The following is a 19,769-nucleotide window of genomic DNA, read 5'->3' as shown; positions in this document are numbered from 1 at the left end:
CCATTTTGCGATAGCGTTCACGCTTTCAAGCCAGCAAACGCGCCTGGAGGGGGCCTGCGAATGCGTATAGGAATCGTCGTCGACTCGGCCTGCGACCTGCCGCAGGACTTCATCACCCAGCACAGGATCGTCCTGCTGCCCATCACCGTGCGGATCGGTGAAGCCATCCTGGCCGACCACCGTGACGAGCAGGCCACCCTGAGTTTCCTGCATGCCCACGTTGCCGAGCATGGCGCCGAAGCGGAGACCATCCCTTTCAGCGTGCAGCAGATCCGCGACCTGTTCCTGCAGCGCCTGGTCATCGATTACGACCACGTGTTCTGCATGACCATCACCAAGACGCGCAGTCCGATCCACGACAACGCGATGCAGGCCAGCTTCGCCATCCTCAACGATTACAAACCCGTCCGACAGGCGGCGGGCTTCAACTCGCCCTTCGCCCTGCGGGTGATCGACACGCAGAACCTGTTTGCCGCCCAGGCGGTGACCGCGATCGAGGCCGTGCGCCTGCGTGAAAGCGGCGCCAGCGTGCAGCAGATCCGCGAGCGGCTGGAAGAACTGGCCGGCAACGTGCATGGCTACATGATCACCCGCGACCTGTATTACATGCGCGCGCGGGCCCGGCACAAGGGCGATCGCAGCGTCGGATTGCTCAGTGCGGCGCTGGGTAGCGCGCTGGACATCAAGCCGGTACTGCACGGGTATCGGGGCGAAACCGGCCCGGTGGCCAAGATCAAGGGCTTCGACAACGCCGTGACCAAGCTGTTCGATGTGGTCGGCCAGCGCGTACGTGCCGGGCTGATGACCCCGACCGTATGCCTGAGCTATGGCGGCGAACTGGACGAACTGCGTGCCCTGCCTGGCTACGCGTCGCTGCGCCAGGTCTGTGGGGACCATGGCGTGGAGGTGTATGAAACGGTGATGAGCCTGACCGGCATGGTCAACGTCGGCAAGGGGGCGCTGACCGTCGGCTTCGCGGATGGTCCGCATCGTTTCGAATGATGAGGCCAGAGCACTCTGCACACGGTTTGCACTTCGCCCCTGCAACGCTTGGCACATTGAACGGAGATCCCGATGACCACGTATTACATCAGCCTGCCTGACCCGGCCAAAGCCCGCGGCAATGACACCGCCCTGTCTTTCCATTCGCAGGGCGCGCAGGGATTTGCTGAAGAACTGCAGGCCGCGTTGACCTCCACGGCACTGTTCGACAAATGGAAGGCGAAGCAGAACGACCCCGATGCTGTCCCCGCGCAGTGGGGCGTAACCGATCCGAGCGCCACCGTGAGCGGCACCCAGGACGACCTGCGGATCAACCTGCAGGTGACCACCAGCATCAACGGCGACGTCTTCCGCCAGCGCATGGGCCTGCTCGCCGGCCACCACTGGGAACTGCGCGAAGTCCGCTGAAGCAAAAGGGGACGGAGGGGATTAAGTCGTTTTCGGCCATGCCGCCTGCGCCTTGATCCCCTCCGCCCCCTTTTTGCGGCGGGTGGCCGCAGCGGCGGGAAGGTGCGAAAATCCCCCTCTTTCTGGCCAGCCATTGGCGTCGGCCGCCCCACCGAGGTTCCGTGAAGACCCCCCCAGGCTTGCAGTCGCTGATCGACGACGGCGTTATCGATGAAGTGCTGCGTCCGCTGAAAAGTGGCAAGGAAGCGGCTGTGTACGTGGTACGCAGCGGCGACGATGTGCGCTGCGCCAAGGTCTACAAGGACATGGCCCAGCGCAGTTTCCAGCAGCGCGTGCAGTATCAGGAAGGCCGCAAGGTCCGTGGCAGCCGCGAATCCCGCGCGGTGGGCAAGGCCAGCAAATACGGCCGCAAGCAGCAGGAAACCGCGTGGAAGAACACCGAAGTGGACGCGCTGTACCAGTTGCGCGACGCCGGCGTACGTGTACCCGAACCCCACGGTTACTTCCATGGCGTGCTGGTAATGGAGCTGGTAACCGATGCGGACGGCTTCTCGGCGCCCCGGTTGGGCGAAGTCGAGCTGGAACCGGACCAGGCCCGTGAGTTCCATCAGGTACTGGTCCGCCAGGTCGTGCGCATGCTCTGCTGCGGCCTGATCCACGGCGATCTGTCGCCCTACAACGTACTGGTCGGCCCCGATGGACCGGTGGTGATCGACTTCCCGCAGGTGGTCAGCGCTGGCGGCAACAATGCAGCTCGGACGATGCTGCTGCGCGATGTGAACAACCTCACCGCCTACCTCGGCCGCTTCGCCCCGGAGCTGCTGGACAGCTGGTATGGCGAAGAGATGTGGGCCCTGTTCGAGGCCGGCGATCTGCTGCCGGACAGCCCGCTGACCGGCATCTTCGTCCATGACGAATCCACCATCGACCTGGACAGCGTGCGCCATGCCATCAACGATGCGCGCGAAGAAGCCCTGATCCGCCAGCAGGGCCGCGAAGCCGCTGAAGAAGACGACGACTGAAGAATTAAAAAAGGGGACGGAGGGGATTAAGTCGTTTCTGGCCGTCAGGCCGAAAACGACTTAATCCCCTCCGTCCCCTTTTTTCAGCGGGCGTGGTGGGCGATGTGCTCGCCGATGAAGGTGGCGATGAAGTAGTAGCTGTGGTCGTAGCCGGGCTGCATGCGCAGCTGCAGCGGGTGGCCCGCGGCTTCGCAGGCGGCCTGCAGGCGTTGGGGTTGCAGTTGTGCACCCAGGAACTCGTCTGCGTCGCCTTGGTCGATCAGCAACGGCAGCCGCTCGCTGGCGGTCGCCACCAGTTCACTGGCATCCCACTGTGCCCAGCTGTTGCGGTCGTCGCCGAGGTAGGCAGTGAACGCCTTCTCGCCCCACGGCACCTGGCTGGGCGCGACGATGGGAGAAAACGCAGACACGCTGCGGTAGCGGCCCGGGTTGCGCAGTGCCAGCACCAGCGCGCCATGTCCGCCCATCGAATGGCCGCTGATGCCTCGCTGGTCGGTTGCCGGGAAATGGGCTTCGATCAGCGCCGGCAGTTCCTCCACGACGTAGTCGTGCATCCGGTAGTGCGACGCCCACGGATCCTGGGTGGCATTGAGGTAAAACCCCGCGCCCTTGCCAAGGTCGTAGCTTTCCGCATCGGCCACGTCATCGCCACGTGGACTGGTGTCCGGCGCGACCAGGATGATGCCGTGCTCGGCCGCGTAGCGCTGCGCGCCGGCCTTGGTGATGAAGTTCTGCTCGTTGCAGGTCAGTCCGCTCAGCCAATACAGCACCGGCAGCTTGCGCGTCGCCGCCTGCGGGGGCAGGTACACCGCGAACTTCATGTCGCAGCCCAGCACCTCTGATCGATGCTGGTATACGTCCTGCCAACCTCCCGCGCAAGCGCGGTGTTCAATGCGTTCCATGAGGGTATCTCCGATTGTCCAGGAGGCGCCGGCGCCAGGCCGGCGCGCGCTTCAGAAATGCACGACCGAGCGGATCGATTTGCCTTCATGCATCAGCTCGAAGGCGTCGTTGATCTGCTCGAGGTCCATGGTGTGGGTAACGAACGGTGCCAGCTCGATGTCGCCCTTCATCGCATCCTCGACCATGCCCGGCAGCTGGCTGCGGCCCTTGACGCCACCGAAGGCACTGCCCTTCCAGCTGCGGCCCGTCACCAGCTGGAACGGACGCGTGGAGATCTCCTTGCCGGCACCGGCAACACCGATCACCACCGACTGTCCCCAGCCGCGGTGTGCGCATTCCAGCGCCGCGCGCATCACGTTGACGTTGCCGATGCATTCGAAGCTGTGATCAACGCCCCAACCGGTCATTTCCACCACGACCTGCTGGATCGGCGCTTCATGATCATTCGGGTTCACACAATCGGTGGCACCGAACTCGCGTGCCAACTCGAACTTGGACGGATTGGTGTCGATGGCGATGATCCGGCCGGCCTTGGCCTGGCGCGCGCCCTGGATCACGGCCAGCCCGATGCCGCCCAGGCCGAACACCGCCACGCTGTCGCCTTCCTGCACCTTCGCGGTGTTGTGGACGGCACCGATGCCGGTGGTGACGCCGCAGCCCAGCAGGCAGACCTGCTCCGGGTTGGCGTCCGGGTTGATCTTGGCCAGCGATACCTCGGCCACCACGGTGTACTCGCTGAAGGTCGAGCAGCCCATGTAGTGGTAGATCGGTTCACCGTTGTAGCTGAAGCGGGTGGTGCCATCGGGCATCACGCCCTTGCCCTGGGTGGCACGCACGGCGACGCAGAGATTGGTCTTGCCGCTTTTGCAGAACAGGCACTCGCCGCACTCGGCGGTGTACAGCGGAATCACGTGATCGCCCGGCTGCACGCTGGTCACGCCCTCGCCGACTTCCACCACGATGCCGGCGCCTTCGTGGCCCAGCACGGCGGGGAACAGGCCTTCCGGATCATCCCCGGACAGCGTGAAGGCATCGGTATGGCAGACACCGGTATGGGTGATCTTGACCAGCACCTCGCCCTTCTTCGGCGGGGCAACGTCGATCTCGACGATCTTCAGCGGCTGGCCGGGACCAAATGCAACAGCGGCGCGGGACTTCATGGTGGATTCTCCAGAGGACAGGCAAGGACAAGGGTAGGCAGGTGCGCGTTTCGCGCTTGTTTACTAGGGCCCGCGCGGCGGGCCAGGTTCATTTCAGATAAGAACGGATCAGCGCGCTCATGTCGCGCACGCGCTCGGCGCGCTGTGCATCGGACGCTGCCGGCTGACCGAACTCTTCGCGCAGATGCGCTTCCATCACTTCGGACATCAGCCCGTTGACCGCGCCACGGATGGCGGCGATCTGCTGCAGCACGGGCGCGCACTCGGCGCCGGCCTCCAGTGCGCGATCCAGGGCATCGCACTGGCCGCGGATCCGGCGCACGCGAGCCAGCACTTTCTTCTTCTCTTCGACGGAATGCGGCATCGCGGATCCAGACTGATGAACTATACTGGGGGATAGTATACACAGCGATGCGGATTCGGCGCAAAGGCACTCTCGGCGCGCCGCGTCATCACACCCCTATCCCCCTGCGCATGCAACAAGTGAATACATTCCGCGGTCATCGTCGCCGCTATCAGGATCTTCCATGCTTCAGGTCCTGCGCGTTCTCGCTCGCTGGTCACGCCAGCGCCGACGTCTCTGGCGCCGCTTGCGCCAAGCCACCGTCAGAACGCCGATTCAAGTAGAAGAGCCCCTCCGCGCGTCCTTGTTCAACGTTGAGCAGATGGAACGCCACGGCCATGCACTGGCCCGCTCGCACGACGTGCACTCGCGGCCCAGCCAGGAACGCCTGCTGGGCCGGCTTGCAGAGAATGAGAGCCTGCTGTCCGATGCCTTCAACCTGCTCACGGCCATGGTGCAGGAGGAGATGCGCATCACGCCTGCGGGCGAGTGGTTGCTGGACAACTACTATCTGGTCGAAGAGCAGATCCACACGGCGCGCCGACACCTCCCCACCGGCTACAGCCGCCAGCTGCCGTCGCTCACCCAAGGTCCGTCGGCCGGGTTCCCGCGCGTGTACGCGCTGTCCCTGGAAGCCATCGCGCACGGTGATGGGCGTATCGATGGTGAAACGCTCAGCCGCTTCATCGCGGCGTACCAGACGATCGCGCCGTTGAAGCTGGGCGAGCTGTGGGCGATCCCGATCATGCTGCGCCTGGCCCTGATCGACAACCTGCGCCGGATGGCCGTGCGCGTGGTGCACGACGGTACCGACCGCAGGCTGGCCAATTCCTGGGCCGCACGGCTGAACCAGGTCGCCGCGACCAGCCCGAAGGACGTCGTGCTGGTGATCGCCGATCTGGCGCGCTCGCGTCCGCCGCTCTCTGGCGCGTTCGTGTCCGAGCTTTCACGGGGGCTGCAGGGCCGCGGCGGCGTCTTCGCCATGCCCATCACCTGGCTGGAGCAGTGGGCCGCCGCCGAGGGCCATCGTACTGAAGAGCTGGTCCACCTGGAGAGCCAGCAGCAGGCGGCAGACCAGGTGTCCATCAGCAACAGCATCGGCAGCCTTCGCTTCCTGGCCACGATGGACTGGCGCGACTTCGTGGAAAGCATGAGCGTGGTCGAACACGGCCTGCGCCAGGATCCCGCAGGCACCTACCCGCTGATGGACTTCAGCACGCGCGACAGCTATCGCCACGTCGTCGAGCGGATCGCGCGGCTGGGGCGCATCGATGAGCGCCTCGTCGCCGACTGCGCGGTGGAACTGGCCCGTGCCGCGGCGCAGACGACGCCAGGTGACTTCCGCTCCCACGTCGGCTTCTATCTCGTTGACGATGGAATGCCGCAACTCAAAGCGCGCCTCTCGCAGACCCTGTCCGGGTCCAGGCGCCTTCGCCTGCGACCGCAGCGGATCCCGCTGGCCGTCTACCTGCTGCCGATCGCCACCATCGTCGGCCTGCTGACCTGGGGCCTGCTGGCCACCGCGCTGCCGTTGCACAGCGCGTTGCTGGCGTTGGTGGCCACGCTCGCCGTGCTCGCCTTCAGTGAGCTCGGCATCGTGCTGGTCAACTGGGCCGCCACCGTACTGGCGTCTCCACAGCGGCTGCCCCGCATGGACTACTCGACGGGAATATCGCCGCAGGCGCGCACGCTCGTCGTGGTGCCGAGCATGCTGGGGAGCCTCCAGGAGGTGGACAGCCTCGTCGAAGCACTGGAAGTCCGCTTCCTCGCCAATCGCGATCGCTACCTGCATTTCGCACTGTTGACCGACTTCCTCGACGCCGACCAGGCCAGCCTGCCGTCGGACACGGCGCTGCTTGAACGCGCCGCGCACCTGATACACCAACTCAACCAGCGCTACGTGGCAACACACGCCCATGGCGATGAAGACGACCTGTTTTTCCTGCTGCACCGCCCCCGCCAGTGGAATGCCAGCGAACAGCGCTGGATGGGCTACGAGCGCAAGCGCGGCAAACTGGCCGCACTGAACCGGCTGCTTCGCGAGGGCGCCACGGAGGACTTCCTGCAGGTCACCGGCAGGATCGCGGTGCTGGCCGACGTGCGCTATGTGATCACGCTGGATACCGACACCCGCCTGCCACGCGATGCCGCGCGGGAACTGATCGCCACCCTGGCGCATCCGCTCAACCAGGCCCAGTTCGACCCGACCCGGCGCCGCGTGGTGCGGGGCTACGGCATCCTGCAACCGAGCGTGGGCACCAGCCTGGGCGGTCGGCGCAGCTCGCGCTATGCCCGCATGTTCGGCAGCGAGGGCGGCATTGATCCGTACACGCGCACCGTGTCGGACGTCTACCAGGATCTCTTCGGCGAGGGCTCGTTCGTCGGCAAGGGCATCTACGATGTCGATGCGTTCGAGCTCGCTCTGGCAGACCGGTTCCCGGACAACCGCATCCTCAGCCACGATCTGCTGGAAGGCTGCTACGCACGGGCAGGGTTGATCAGCGACGTGCGCTTGTACGAGGACTACCCGACCCGTTACGCCGCCGACGTCAAGCGTCGGCACCGCTGGATCCGCGGTGATTGGCAGCTGTTGCCGTGGTTGCTGCCGTGGGTACCGCGCAAGGACGGCAGCTACGAACGCAATCCCCTGTCGTGGCTGTCACGGGGAAAGCTGCTGGACAACCTGCGCCGCAGCCTTGTGCCGATCGCCATGACGGTCCTGCTGGTACTGGGCTGGTTCATCGCACCGGCGCCGCTGGCATGGACGGCATGGCTGATCAGCCTGTGGCTGCTGCCAGTGCTGATTCCTGCACTGCGTGACCTGTTCCTGATGCCCGTGGACATGCCCATGGAGGCCCATCTGGTCCGCCTCGGCCAGGCCACGTCGCAGCAACTGCTGCGCGCGGCGGTCAACCTGGCCTGCCTGCCTTACGAAGCGCTCTTCAGCCTGACGGCCATCGGCCGCACGCTGTGGCGAAGCCTGGTCAGCCGTCGCCATCTGCTGCAGTGGAATCCCTCAAGCGAGGTGGAGCGAAGCCTGGGCAATGGCATGCAGGCCGAGCTGCGCAGCATGGGACCGGTTGCCTTGGCATCGCTGGGCCTGGCCGCAGTGATCGCCGCACGGCAGCCTGCCGCGCTGTGGGTCGCCCTGCCCTTCCTGATCCTGTGGGCCGGTGCGCCGCTGATCATGGCGCGGCTCGGTCGACCGGCGTTGCACCGCGACGCGAACCTGTCCACGCTGCAGGTCGCGTTCCTGGGCAGGCTCGCACGGCGTACGTGGGCGTTCTTCGAAACCTACGTCCGTGCAGAAGACAACTGGTTGCCGCCTGACAATGTGCGTGAGCACCCCACCCACGTGGTGGCCCGACGTACGTCACCGACCAACATCGGCCTCTCGTTGCTGGCCAACCTGTCGGCGCACGACTTCGGCTATGTGCAGGCCAGGACGGTGCTGGAGCGGACCCAGCGGGTGTTCTCCACGCTGGACGCGTTGCCACGCCATCGCGGGCATTTCTACAACTGGTACACCACCGACACCCTGCAGCCGCTTCCTCCCGCGTACATCTCCACCGTCGACAGCGGCAACCTTGCCGGCCACCTGCTGACCTTGCGCCAGGGCCTGCTGGCGCTGGCGGATGCGCCGGTGCTCGCCCCTGCGACCTTCGCGGGTCTGGCCGATACGCTCGGCGTGCTGGAGGAAGACCGGCTTTCCGGCCACGCGGACAATGCCGCCCTGTCCACCGCGGTCGGCACGTTCCGTGCGCTGCTCACGCAGGTCCAGCAGCAGCCTCCCGGCACACTGGGCACGGCAGCCGACAGCCTGGCGTCGTTGGCGCGGCACGCCGAGGCGATTGCGCAGGCGTGGCCTGCTGCGGCTCCCGCCGACGTCCCGGTTCCGCATTGGCCCACGGCGCTGGCCAACGCCTGCACCGACGCGCTGGCGGAACTCCAGTACTTTGTCGGCACGGCGATGCCCGCAGACGCGGCACTGCCCAGCCTGCGCGACCTTGCCGCGCAGGTGCTCGACCCGGCCGCCGCCACACGTGCGCGCGAGACCATCCGCGAGATGGAACGACTGGCGCATGTCGCGGGCCAGTTCTCCCTGATGGAACAGGCCTTCCTGTACGACCGGTCACGGCACCTGCTGTCGATCGGCTACAACGTCGACGAACGCCGCCTGGACAGTGGCTGCTACGACCTGCTCGCCTCTGAAGCACGCCTGTGCAGTTTCGTGGCCATCTCGCAGGGGCAGGTACCCCAGGAAAACTGGTTCGCGCTCGGCCGCCTGTTGACCGAGGTCAATGGCAACGCCACGCTGCTGTCGTGGAGCGGCTCGATGTTCGAGTACCTGATGCCGCAGCTGGTCATGCCGAGCTACCCGGATACGCTGCTGGACCAGACGGCACTGCATGCCGTCCAGGCGCAGATCGCCTACGGCGCACAGCACAACGTGCCCTGGGGTATTTCCGAGTCCGGCTACAACACCGTCGATACACGGATGAACTACCAGTACCGGGCCTTCGGCGTACCCGGCCTGGGACTGAAGCGCGGGCTCGGCAAGGACCTGGTGATTGCCCCGTACGCAAGCATGATGGCCCTGATGGTCGCGCCGGAGGCTGCCTGCCTCAACCTGCAGCAAATGGCCGCGCTCGGCTTCAGCAGCGATTTCGGATTCTACGAGGCCATTGATTGCACCCCGGCACGCGTGCCGCACGGGCAGGACCATGCCGTGATCCGTGCGTTCATGGCACACCACCAGGGTATGGGGTTGCTGTCGCTGGTCTATCTGCTGAGACAGCAGCCCATGCAGCAGCGCTTCGTTGCCGACGCGGAGTTCCAAGCCTCGCTGTTGCTGCTGCAGGAGCGCGTACCACGCAGCGGCATCTTCCACCCGCACCAGGCGGAGGGTGTCGGCGAGCCCGCCATGAACGCGGAAACCGAAACGCACCTTCGCATCTTCCACAACCCCGGCACGTCCAGGCCGGCCGTGCAATTACTGTCCAATGGCCGTTACCACAGCCTGGTAACCAGTGCCGGTGGCGGCTACAGCCGGCAGCGCGACCTGTCCATCACCCGCTGGCGCGAAGATGGCACCCGCGATCATTGGGGCACCTTCTGCTATCTGCGCGATGTACAGACCGGTGATTTCTGGTCGACCTCGCTGCAACCCACCTGCGCGCCGGTAGACCAGTACGAAGCCATCTTCTCCGATGCGAAGGTGGAGTTCCGCGGACGCCGGCAGCGCTACGAAAGCCATCTCGAGATCGCCATTTCGGCAGAGGACGACATCGAGCTGCGCCGACTGCGCCTGAGCAACCGCAGCCGGAACACCCGCACCATCGAGATCACCACCTATGCCGAAGTCGTGCTGGCACCGGCAGCGGCGGATGAGCAGCATCCTGCCTTCAGCAATCTGTTCGTGCAGACCGAGATCGTGCGCGACAAGCAGGCGCTGCTGTGCACGCGGCGACCGCGCTCGCATGATGAAATCCCACCGTGGATGTTCCACCTCGTGGCAGTGCACGATGCCGACATCGGCGCGATCTCGTACGAGACCGACCGTGCGCGCTTCCTGGGACGGGGCAACACGCCGCGTGCTCCGCACGCGCTGCTCGCCGTTGACGCGCTGTCGGACAGCGAAGGCTCGGTGCTGGATCCCATCGTGGCGATCCGCTGCCGGATCGAGTTGGCCCCTGGGCAGACGGTCATGGTCGACATGGTGCAGGGCGTTGGTGCCGATCGTGATGCGTGCATCGCGCTGGTCGACAAGTACCGGGATCGGCGCTTGGCTGACCGCGTCTTCGATCTCGCCTGGACCCACAGCCAAGTGGTCCGCCGCCAGATCAATGCCTCGCAGACGGATGCCCAGCTGTACGAGCGGCTGGCGGGGCTGATCGTGCATGCCAACCCGTTGCTGCGTGCCGACCCCGCCGTCCTGCTACAGAACCAGCGTGGTCAGTCGGGGCTGTGGGGGCACGGGATATCCGGCGACCTCCCGATCGCCCTGCTGCAGATCGCAGACGCCGACAACATCGAACTGGTGCGGCAGATGGTGCAGGCGCATGCGTATTGGCGCCTGAAAGGCCTGCGTGCGGATCTGGTGATCTGGAACGAGAGCCAGCCGGGCTACCGCCAGCTGCTGCAGGACCAGATCCTGGGAATGATTTCGGCGGATCCAGAAGCCAATGTGCTGGATCGTCCCGGCGGCATCTTCGTGCGGCCGGGTCACCAGATGTCGGCGGAGGATCGCGTGCTGCTGCAATCCGTGGCGCGGGTCATCATCAGTGACCAGCGTGGGACGCTGGCCACCCAGGTCGGCCGTCACGAGCCCGCTGACCGACTACCGCCTGATCTCGTCATCGATGCACCGGCAAAGCCGGCCGACGAGGTGACGGGATGGGTGGATCCGGGCAACACCGCCTCTTACCCTGGGACCGTCATCGGCACGGCACCGAGCCCCTTCCGCGACGTCGCTGAGGGGCGGCTGCAGGACAACGGCATCGGTGCCTTCTCGGCCGACGGCCGCGAATACATCATCACCCTTCGCGAAGGAGCGCCCACGCCGGCCCCCTGGTCCAATGTCCTGGCCAACGAGAAGCTGGGCACCGTGGTCAGCGAAAGCGCGCCGGGGTACACCTGGTACGAGAACGCGCACGAGTTCCGCCTGACGCCATGGCACAACGATCCCGTGTCGGACAGCGGCGGTGAGGCGTTCTATCTGCGCGACGAAGAAACCGGACATGTCTGGTCGCCCATGCCGCTGCCCTGCCGTGGTCGCGGTGACTACCGTGTGCGCCACGGGTTCGGCTACAGCGTGTACGAGCACACCGAAGACGGCATCACCTCGGCCCTGTGGATCTATGTCGCCGTGAGCGACGCGGTCAAGTATTCGGTGCTGAAGCTGCGCAACGTATCCGGTCGTGCACGCCGTCTGTCCGCAACGGGGTACGTGGAGTGGGTGCTGGCAGACCTCCGCGGGAAATCACAGATGCACATCGTGTGCGAGCAGGACGCCGAGACCGGCGCACTGACTGCACGCAATCCCTACAACACCGATTTCAGCGGTCGTGTCGCGTTCTTCGACACCGATGCCCGCGACGGCAGCCACACGGCCAGCCGCACCGAGTTCCTCGGCCGCAATGGCAGCGTGGCCTACCCTGCCGCGTTGCGGCGCGAGCGCCTGTCCGATCGCCTGGGCGTTGGACTGGATCCGTGCGCGGCGCTGCAGGCACCGGTGGTGCTGGACCATGGCCAGGAACAGGAAGTCATCTTCCGCCTGGGCATGGGCAAGGACCGCGAGGAAGCGCTGCAGCTTGCACGCGCGGTGCAGGGCAGCCGCAGCGCCCACGATGCACTGGAAGCGCTGCACACCCACTGGGAGGACTTGCTGGGTGCGGTGCAGGTCGAAACGCCCGACCCCAGCGTGGACGTGCTGGTGAATGGCTGGCTGATGTACCAGACGCTGGGCTGCCGCTATGTAGCACGCAGCGGCTACTACCAGTCCGGTGGTGCATTCGGCTTCCGTGACCAGCTGCAGGACACCATGGCCACCGTGCATGCCGATCCTGCATTGAGCCGCGCCCATCTGCTGCTGTGCGCTGCCCAGCAGTTCCCGCAGGGGGACGTGCTGCACTGGTGGCATCCACCGCAGAACCGCGGTGTGCGCACGCGCTGCTCCGATGACTACCTCTGGCTGCCGTTTGCCGCCTGCCGCTACGTGCAGGTCACCGGCGATCAGAGTGTGCTTGATGAGGTCGTCGGCTTCATCGAAGGCCGTCCGGTCAATGCAGACGAAGAGTCTTATTACGATACGCCGCTGATTTCGCCGCTTCGGCAGCCGTTCTACGAGCACTGTGTGCTCGCCCTGCGCCGCGGGTGCGAGCTCGTTGGCGAACGCGGACTGCCGCTGATGGGAACGGGTGACTGGAACGATGGCATGAACCGCGTAGGCGATGCAGGGCGCGGCGAAAGCGTGTGGCTGGGCTTCTTCCTGTTCGACACCCTGCAGCGCTTCGTCGGCCTCGCCCATGCCCGCGGTGATCAAGCCTTCGCGGACTACTGCAGCACGCAGGCACAGCGCCTGCACGATGCCCTGCAGGCCCATGCATGGGATGGCCAGTGGTACCGACGCGCGTGGTTTGACGATGGCACGCCACTGGGCTCCACACAGAGCGATGAATGTCGGATCGATTCCATTTCGCAGAGCTGGTCAGTGCTGTCCGGTGCGGCGGATCCGCAGCGTGCCGACACCGCGATGGCCTCCTTGGCGGAGCATCTGGTGGATCGCGATGCCGCCCTGGTGAAGCTGCTGGATCCCCCCTTCGACAGGACATCCACCGATCCGGGCTACATCCGCGGCTACGTGCCCGGCGTGCGCGAAAATGGCGGCCAGTACACGCATGCCGCGGTGTGGGCGGCCATGGCCTTCGCGCAGCAGGGCAACGCACGGATGGCCTGGTCGTTGGCCGACATGATCAATCCCATCCACCATGCCGTGGATGCCGAGGCGCTGGCGATCTACAAAGTGGAGCCCTACGTCCTGGCGGCCGATGTCTACGCAGTTGCCCCGCATACGGGCCGCGGCGGCTGGACCTGGTACACCGGCTCGGCCGGCTGGATGTACCGGCTGCTGACTGAGTCACTGCTCGGCCTGCAGCGTGCGGGAGACCGGCTGCTGCTCGCTCCCTGCCTGCCTGCGGCATGGACGCACTACACCCTGCGCTATCGCTTTGGCTCCGCTCTGTACGTGATCCATATTCAACAGGCTGATGACGCAGCAACGCAGCTGGTCCTTGATGGGGTCACCCAGGCGGACTTGAGCATTCCACTGCAGGACGATGGCGCCGTGCATCATGCGGACGTACGGTGGAATCAACCCAGCGCAGCGGAGTCTTGACCCCGCACACGAAGCAGCCTGCGCCTCAACGGCGCGCGTTGCCCCAGCCACCGCCGTAGTGGTTGCCGGAGTTGCATCCAATGTTGCCGATCGTGATGGAGCCTCCGATCATCAGGGGGGCCCATTGAACAGACAGGATGCCAGGGTCGAACGTGACCACCGGCGGCATCGGTAGACGCTGCGGCTGTGGTGGATGCGGCGTGTCGTATGCCATTGGGCTGGCGCCCTGGATCGGCCCGGTATGCGCGGTAGTGTGCACGTACAGCTCTACCGGTGATTCGAACACCAGTTCCCCTTCGACGCGCGCATGCGCCCCGATGACGATGCGTGGCCGGTGGCACGACGCGCTCGTCGGCCGGTGCAGGTGAACGCCGCCCCCACCGTTGAGTCCGCCGCCACCGTCAGGTCAGACGACACCACATGGATATTTCCCTCCACCTCGGTGGCATGCAGCGCGATATCGCCACTGACTGAGTTCACATCGCCTTGTATGCGGCAGCCGTGACCTGTATTGATCGTGCCACTGGTGGACTTGACCCCCTCTTCCACCTGGACATCACGGCCGAGCGTGATGTGGCCACGCACGGTTTCGCACTACGAATCCAGGCTTTATTGCCGACCACTACGTTGCCGCTGATGCTCCTGACCGGCCCCACCGCCGCCTCTTCGCTTACATGGATATCCCCGCTGGTCGTGTCGGCGCCGCCCACGATGGCCCAGGCCGCAATCTCGACGCTGCCACTTACCGATTTCAGCTGGTCGTAGCGCCGTCCGGGCTCGGTACGAAGATGATTGCTGACGCTGCGCATCGAGTGCACTGGCGCGTCGGGCGGGACCGATCCGCGGGCGCGCCCGGCGGTCGCTGCAACAGAGAGGGATGCGTACATGCGCGTGCTCCTGAGACGGATGACAGGGTGCCGCTGCGGCGTGCGCGGCAGCATCTAAACTCCACCTTAGCGGCGCCCACGCAGCCTGCCTGCCAGGAATGTGGCATCGCCGGCACACCCTCCCTACTCCGCTAGCCGCGCACGATATCCACGAACGCGCGCAGCGCCGAGGTCATTTGCCGCTGCCGCGGGTAATACAGCACGAACCCCGGAAAGGGCGGACTCCAGTCTTCGAGCATGCTCACCAGCTGGCCCGAGTCCAGCCATGGCCGCGCAGCGTCTTCCAGCACGTAGGCGATCCCCAGCCCATCCAGCACCGCGCGCACGATGGTGGTCTGCTCACTCAAGGTCAGTCGGCCCTGCACGTCGATCTCGAAGGTCTCTTCGCCCTGTTCGAACTGCCACTTGTAGAGATGCCCACTGGCGAAGCGGAATCGCACGCACTGGTGCTGCAGCAGATCGCGCGGGTGCAGGGGCGCGCCGTGCACGGCCAGATAGGCGGGCGACGCGACGATCATGCCGCGCAGCGGCGGCCCCAGGGGCACGGCCACCATGTCTTCCGGCACGAACTCGTGCAGGCGGACGCCCGCGTCGAAGCCCTGCGCCACGATATCCACCAGACCGTCGTTTTCGGTCACCTCGATGCGCACGTCCGGATGCGCCTGCAGGAAACGGCTGAGGCGTGGACTGAGCTGTGTCGGCACGGCGGCCCGTGCGGCATTGATGCGCAGCAGGCCGGCCGGGGTGGCGCGGAACTGGTTCATTTCCTCCAGCGCGTCACTCACCTGCCCCAAGGCGGGTTGCAGGCGCTCCATCAACCGCTGCCCGGCTTCGGTGAGCGATACGCTGCGGGTGGTGCGGTGGAACAGGCCTACGCCCAGCCGCTCCTCCAGCGCGCGGATGGCATAGCTGACTGCCGACGTGGACAGCGCCAGTTCGGCGCCGGCACGGCGGAAGCTGCAGTGCCGGGCCACGGCGGCGAAGGCCGCGAGGTGGGTCAGGTTATCGGTTGCCATTGTGCAGTGCGCCTTGATGAATCATCCCGATCAACGGCCTATGTCGCCCGCCCGAGCCGGCGTATTGTAAAGCGCCTTTCCATAAACCCTGCCAAGGATCCCCCATGTCCCTCGCCAAATCCTACGCCGTGCATTCCAACACCGCGCCGCTGGTGCCGTTCTCCTTCGAGCGCCGCGCCGTAGCCGCCGGTGATGTGCGCATCGAGATCCTGTACAGCGGCATCTGCCATTCCGACCTCCACCAGGCCCGCGATGACTGGGGTGGCGCCAAGTACCCGATGGTCCCCGGCCACGAAATCATCGGCAAGGTGGTGGAAGTCGGTGCCGACGTCACCACGCTGAAGGTCGGCGACTTCGCCGGCGTCGGCTGCATGGTCGATTCCTGCCGCCACTGCGACGCCTGCAACCACGATCTGGAGCAGTACTGCGCCGAGGGAGCGACCTTCACCTACAACGGTACCGACCGTAAGACCGGCGAAGCCACCCAGGGCGGCTACTCCGACCACATCGTGGTCGAACAGCGCTTCGTGGTGAAGGTATCGGAGAAGCTGGACCTGAAGGCCGCTGCACCCCTGCTGTGCGCCGGTATCACCACCTATTCGCCGTTGCGCCATTTCAAGGTCGGCCCGGGCCAGAAGGTCGGCGTGATCGGTCTGGGTGGCCTCGGCCACATGGGCGTGAAGTTCGCCAAGGCACTGGGCGCACGCGTGGTGATGATCACCACCACCCCGGAAAAGGGCGCCGATGCCACGCGCCTGGGCGCTGATGAGGTACTGGTGTCGCGTGATCCGGAACAGATGAAGGCGCATGCGGGCAGCTTCGATTTCCTGCTCAACACCATTCCGGTCGGGCATGACACCAACCCGTACATGGGCCTGCTCAAGCGCGATGCCACCATGTGCCTGGTCGGCGTGCTGACCGAACTGGACCCGCCGCTGACCGGCGTGAGCGTGATCTTCGGTCGCAAGCACCTGACCGGTTCGGCGATCGGCGGCATGGCCGAAACGCAGGAGATGATGGATTTCTGCGCCGAGCACGGCATCGTCAGCGACGTCGAAGTGATCAACATCCAGGACGTCAACGAAGCATGGGAGCGGATGGCGAAGAACGACGTGCGCTACCGCTTCGTGATCGACATGGCCTCGATCAAGGGCTGATCGTTGCAGCGAACGGCTGAGCCCCTCGTGGTGGCGTCGTAGAGCCTTCTACGATTCGGGCCGGACGGTGGGACTGGTCGGGGGACGCGCACAAGTACATCCATGTAGCGCTCGTTTCGCGCCATCCTTGGCGCTCAACGCCCCCGCCCAACCCCATCGCCCGGCCCTGCCGGAATTCTGCGGCGGCCCACCACGGAAAAGAAAAAGAAAAATCAGATCGGTAGCGCCGACCCATGGTCGGCGGAATGTTTCAGGCAACGGCCCGCTGCGCTCGCCGACCATGGGTCGGCGCTACCGCTTTTCCTTCTTCTTACGTGGCGGGACGCAGACAGTCTGTCAGGGCCGGGCGGGAGGGATTGGTGGGGGCGTTGAGCGCCATGGATGGCGCGAAACGAGGCCCGCATGGATGCGGTTTTTGCCGTCCCCCACCAAGCCCTCCCGCCCGGCCCGATCCCAGCAATCCGCTTCCAGCAACCCACCACGAGGGGCTTCACCGTTCGCAGCAATCAGTACGCGAACTCGCGGAACACGTGGTCCACATCCCCGTTCCAGCGGCCATGGAACAGCGCCAGCTTGCGTTCGGCCGGCGTCAAGCCGGACTCGACGATTTCCTGCAGCACATCCAGGTAATGGCTTTCGTCCATGCCGTCGGCGTTCAACGCCGCACGACGCTTCAGGCCACCCACCGCGATCTTGACCGCTTCGCGCGACAGGTCGCGCACGGTGCCGTTGCGGAACGGCAGGTTCATCGCATGCCGCGGCACGCCGTCGCGCAGTGCATGGCGCTCCACCAGCGTGAAGTCACGCACCAGATCCCACGCGGCATCCAGCGCTTCATCGTCGTACAGCAGGCCTACCCAGAACGCAGGCAGCGCACACAGGCGGCTCCAAGGACCACCGTCCGCGCCGCGCATCTCCAGATACTTCTTCAACCGCACTTCCGGGAACGCGGTGGTCATGTGGTCCGCCCAGTCGGTCAGCGTCGGCAGCTGGCCCGGCAGCACCGGCAGCTTGCCGGCCATGAAGTCGCGGAAGCTCTGTCCGCTGGCATCGTGGTACACGCCATCGCGGTAAGAGAAGTACATCGGCACATCAAGCAGGTAATCGACGTAGCGCTCGTAACCGAACCCGTCGTCGAACACGAAATCCAGCATGCCGGTGCGGTCCGCATCGGTATCGGTCCAGATCTGCGAGCGGTAGCTGAGGAAGCCGTTGGGCTTGCCCTCGGTGAACGGCGAATCGGCAAACAGCGCGGTGGCGATCGGCTGCAGGGCCAGCGACACACGGAACTTTTTCACCATGTCCGCTTCAGTGGCGTAATCCAGGTTGACCTGCACCGTGCAGGTGCGCGTCATCATGTCCAGGCCGAGCGAACCGACCTTGGGCATGTAGTTCTTCATGATCTGGTAGCGGCCTTTCGGCATCCACGGCATTTCGTCGCGTGCCCACTTCGGCTGGAATCCCATGCCGAGGAAACCCAGCTGCAGTTCACCGGCGACCTGGGCCACCTCGTTCAGATGGGTGCCGGTTTCCACGCAGGTGTGGTGGATGGTTTCCACCGCGGCGCCGGACAGTTCCAGCTGGCCAGCGGGCTCCAGCGTCACCGAGGCGCCATCGCGCAGCAGGGCGATGGTGCGGCCCTGTTCCTGCACGGCTTCCCAGCCGAATCGCTGCAGACCCTGCAGCAGCGCTTCGATGCCGCGCTCGCCATCGAAGGTCGGTGCACGCAGGTCGTCCAGGCGGAAGCCGAACTTTTCATGCTCGGTGCCGATGCGCCAGGCGCTGCGCGGCTTTTCTCCCGAGGCAATCACTTCCACCAGTTGCGAACGATCGGTAATGGGCGTCTGCGCGACGTGGCTGGGGCTCGACAAGGGACAGGACTCGCTGGTGGGGTGGCCGATGGAATGGGGCTGCCGCCCCTTCATCACAAGGGCGCACTATAGCGTGCGGCCTGCCCGCGTCACGCCTCCGTGACGGACTTCAGCATCCCACCCGCGGGGGCTTGACCCTCGTACACTGGGCCAATGACACCCGCGCTTGCCGACCTTGCCGACCTTGCCGATTGCGACAGCAGCGACGTGCTGGCCGACATGGCCAGCCTGGCCGACTGCGCCCGCGCCGAGGGCTACGCCTGCGTCACCGCCCTGCGCGAACACGGTGCACGGTCGGTGGAGATCCCCGCGCCGCAGTTCGCGATCCTGCTGGAGGGCGAAAAGCGCGTCCGCACCGCCAGCCAGTCACTGCGCTTCGTGCCGGGCGACATCTTCCTGATCACCCGTCGTTGCCGGATCGATGTGGTCAACGTGCCCGATGCGCGCAGCGGCCGCTATGTCAGTGCGATCGTGCCGTTCTGCGATGAGGCCCTGACGGCTGCACGCACGCTGTGGAATGAGCCGCTGCCTGCCGCAGGCGAGGTACTGGTCCGCTTGCCGTTGCGGGAACACCGCACGCTGCTGCGACGCTGGCGTCAGTCGCTGCAGGATGGCCACTACAGCGATGCGCGGCTGGCCTTGGCGACGTTCGCGATGGCGCTCACGCGGCAGGGCCACGGCAGTCTGCTGCTGCCCCCGCAACCGTCGCTGGCCGAACAGGTGCGCGACCGCATCGCCGCCGAGCCCGCGCGTGACTGGCCATCGCATGAGGTGGAAGCAGCCCTCGGCCTGAGCGGCGCCACCCTGCGCCGACGGTTGGCGGCCGATGGCACCAGCCTGCGCCAGCTGCTGATCGAGGCCCGCCTGGCCCACGCCATGGGGCTGCTGTACACGACCCGCTTGCCGCTGAAGTCGGTGGCAGCGCGCGTCGGCTACCGCTCGCTGCCCAGCTTCAGCAAACGCTTCGTCGAGCGCTATGGCCTGCAGCCGGCAGACATCGGCCGCGCTTGACGTTGCCGCGAGCGTTGCACGCACCAGCTTGAGCGCATCGCGCACACGACGCACGCCACGATGACGCCATGCGGCCTTCGCCGCGCCATCGAG

Annotated in this window: 13 protein-coding genes; 6 read left to right on the top strand and 7 right to left on the bottom strand. The window is 65.8% G+C overall.

Going from position 1 to position 19,769, the window contains the following annotated elements:
* The first annotated feature begins 60 nt into the window (after positions 1-60).
* From ABRP17_RS12100 to ABRP17_RS12090, 3 genes are all read left to right on the top strand, one after another.
* Positions 61-1,002 carry a DegV family protein gene (locus tag ABRP17_RS12100; protein WP_188326202.1) on the top strand — a complete coding sequence of 314 codons (942 nt, stop codon included), beginning with the start codon at positions 61-63 and terminating at the stop codon, positions 1,000-1,002.
* Positions 1,003-1,074: 72 nt separating this feature from the next.
* Complete coding sequence (locus tag ABRP17_RS12095; protein ID WP_349986349.1) at positions 1,075-1,410, top strand: hypothetical protein; 336 nt, start codon at positions 1,075-1,077, stop codon at positions 1,408-1,410.
* Positions 1,411-1,571: 161 nt separating this feature from the next.
* The gene (locus tag ABRP17_RS12090) at positions 1,572-2,432 is read left to right on the top strand and encodes a PA4780 family RIO1-like protein kinase (RefSeq protein WP_188326200.1); all 861 of its coding nucleotides are present in this window, start codon (positions 1,572-1,574) and stop codon (positions 2,430-2,432) included.
* 83 nt (positions 2,433-2,515) lie between these two features.
* On the opposite strand, the gene fghA is transcribed toward ABRP17_RS12090, so the two are convergent.
* From fghA to ABRP17_RS12075, 3 genes are all read right to left on the bottom strand, one after another.
* The gene (gene fghA, locus ABRP17_RS12085; protein WP_349986350.1) at positions 2,516-3,334 is read right to left on the bottom strand and encodes an S-formylglutathione hydrolase; all 819 of its coding nucleotides are present in this window, start codon (positions 3,332-3,334) and stop codon (positions 2,516-2,518) included.
* Between the two features lie 51 nt (positions 3,335-3,385).
* Complete coding sequence (locus ABRP17_RS12080; RefSeq protein WP_188326198.1) at positions 3,386-4,495, bottom strand: S-(hydroxymethyl)glutathione dehydrogenase/class III alcohol dehydrogenase; 1,110 nt, start codon at positions 4,493-4,495, stop codon at positions 3,386-3,388.
* An 88-nt stretch (positions 4,496-4,583) separates the two neighbouring features.
* Entirely contained in the window at positions 4,584-4,859 is a 276-nt protein-coding gene (locus ABRP17_RS12075) for a metal/formaldehyde-sensitive transcriptional repressor (protein ID WP_188326197.1), read from the bottom strand.
* A 163-nt stretch (positions 4,860-5,022) separates the two neighbouring features.
* Between ABRP17_RS12075 and ABRP17_RS12070 the strand changes: the two genes are divergently transcribed.
* The gene (locus ABRP17_RS12070) at positions 5,023-13,734 is read left to right on the top strand and encodes a GH36-type glycosyl hydrolase domain-containing protein (RefSeq protein WP_372486760.1); all 8,712 of its coding nucleotides are present in this window, start codon (positions 5,023-5,025) and stop codon (positions 13,732-13,734) included.
* 25 nt (positions 13,735-13,759) lie between these two features.
* On the opposite strand, the gene ABRP17_RS12065 is transcribed toward ABRP17_RS12070, so the two are convergent.
* The 3 genes from ABRP17_RS12065 to ABRP17_RS12055 all read right to left on the bottom strand — a co-directional run bounded on the left by ABRP17_RS12065 (position 13,760) and on the right by ABRP17_RS12055 (position 15,637).
* Complete coding sequence (locus tag ABRP17_RS12065) at positions 13,760-14,020, bottom strand: hypothetical protein (RefSeq protein WP_349986354.1); 261 nt, start codon at positions 14,018-14,020, stop codon at positions 13,760-13,762.
* Positions 14,021-14,210: 190 nt separating this feature from the next.
* Positions 14,211-14,621, bottom strand: a complete 411-nt coding sequence (locus ABRP17_RS12060; RefSeq protein WP_349986356.1) for a hypothetical protein — start codon at positions 14,619-14,621, stop codon at positions 14,211-14,213.
* A gap of 131 nt (positions 14,622-14,752) precedes the next feature.
* Positions 14,753-15,637, bottom strand: coding sequence for a LysR family transcriptional regulator (locus ABRP17_RS12055; protein ID WP_349986357.1), 885 nt, complete (start codon positions 15,635-15,637; stop codon positions 14,753-14,755).
* Between the two features lie 104 nt (positions 15,638-15,741).
* Between ABRP17_RS12055 and ABRP17_RS12050 the strand changes: the two genes are divergently transcribed.
* Positions 15,742-16,794 carry an NAD(P)-dependent alcohol dehydrogenase gene (locus ABRP17_RS12050; RefSeq protein WP_188326193.1) on the top strand — a complete coding sequence of 351 codons (1,053 nt, stop codon included), beginning with the start codon at positions 15,742-15,744 and terminating at the stop codon, positions 16,792-16,794.
* Positions 16,795-17,300: 506 nt separating this feature from the next.
* Here the strand turns inward: ABRP17_RS12050 and ABRP17_RS12045 are convergent.
* The gene (locus tag ABRP17_RS12045) at positions 17,301-18,665 is read right to left on the bottom strand and encodes a glutamate--cysteine ligase (RefSeq protein ID WP_188326192.1); all 1,365 of its coding nucleotides are present in this window, start codon (positions 18,663-18,665) and stop codon (positions 17,301-17,303) included.
* A gap of 153 nt (positions 18,666-18,818) precedes the next feature.
* On the opposite strand from ABRP17_RS12045, the gene ABRP17_RS12040 reads away from it, so the two are divergent.
* Positions 18,819-19,676, top strand: coding sequence for an AraC family transcriptional regulator (locus tag ABRP17_RS12040; RefSeq protein WP_188326191.1), 858 nt, complete (start codon positions 18,819-18,821; stop codon positions 19,674-19,676).
* Positions 19,677-19,769 lie beyond the last annotated feature (93 nt).

The sequence above is a fragment of the Stenotrophomonas sp. WHRI 8082 genome, assembly GCF_040223995.2.
Lineage (GTDB): Bacteria > Pseudomonadota > Gammaproteobacteria > Xanthomonadales > Xanthomonadaceae > Stenotrophomonas.
The sequence above is the reverse complement of the archived record's forward strand: the minus strand, read 5'-3'. Positions and strand labels throughout refer to the sequence as shown.